At 21.2% G+C, this 811-nt stretch carries 1 protein-coding gene; it reads right to left on the reverse strand.

Translation table 11 applies throughout. The annotated features are described in order from the left end of the window. Positions 1 to 161 precede the first annotated feature (161 nt). Positions 162 to 566 carry a hypothetical protein gene (locus AWT72_RS08665; RefSeq protein ID WP_067143664.1) on the reverse strand — a complete coding sequence of 135 codons (405 nt, stop codon included), beginning with the start codon at positions 564 to 566 and terminating at the stop codon, positions 162 to 164. Positions 567 to 811 lie beyond the last annotated feature (245 nt).

Genomic DNA, 811 nt, shown 5'->3' on the forward strand with positions numbered 1-811 from the left:
CTACTCACCTTTTTTTATAATTGTACAGATGTAGAAATTCTATATCACAAACAAAAAATTTGCATTAACTTTTGGAACTTTTTTATTATACTAGATTTATTTTATTTGTTTTTGAATTTTCATCTCCTACTATTTTGATTTAATTACTTTTAAATCTATTATTATTTGATTATTTCTTCAAATTTTATCATTTTTTTTGTATTTTCTTTTTCCATTAAGAATGCTTTTTCATTTATTATACTTATAAATATTTCTCTATTTTTATCCACATATCCATTATTTTTTTGGTCAACCAAATCCATAACTCTATACTTGTCTTTATATTTAGTGTATATTTGATTTTCATTTATTTTTGCAATTTTTAATGTTTTCATTTCAGCATCATAATTAGTATATAATACATAATCAAACGGAATATCCTTATATACTAATTTTGGTTCTTCGTTATATTGCTTTATAGCTACATGTTTATCATTCAATGCTTTTTGTGAATAGTAAAGTACACTACAAGAAAAAAAGCTAGTAGATAGAAATACAGCTATTAATATTTTTTTTACATTTAACATAGATTTACCCCCTTGTATTATCTTATTAATATTTTACTATATTTATTAAGAAATCTCAAATCATTTTTACCTTTTGTTTTGTTGTTCTTCTTTTTTTTATCTTTTATTTTTTTAATATATGCTCCTATCCCAACACAAACAGAATTATATTTTCCTTGAATATAATTATTTTTCCCTTTTTCTTCAAAGAGAAACTCTACATTTCTATAATTAAATTAATTTATTACTGTGAAGGCTCACTTAAA

Origin of the sequence: Oceanivirga salmonicida (assembly GCF_001517915.1) — a bacterium.
Lineage (GTDB): Bacteria > Fusobacteriota > Fusobacteriia > Fusobacteriales > Leptotrichiaceae > Oceanivirga > Oceanivirga salmonicida.

Bases quoted from the DNA above. Each gene is read 5' to 3' on its own strand.
- AWT72_RS08665 (WP_067143664.1), bottom strand. From the start codon at position 566: ATGTTAAATGTAAAAAAAATATTAATAGCTGTATTTCTATCTACTAGC.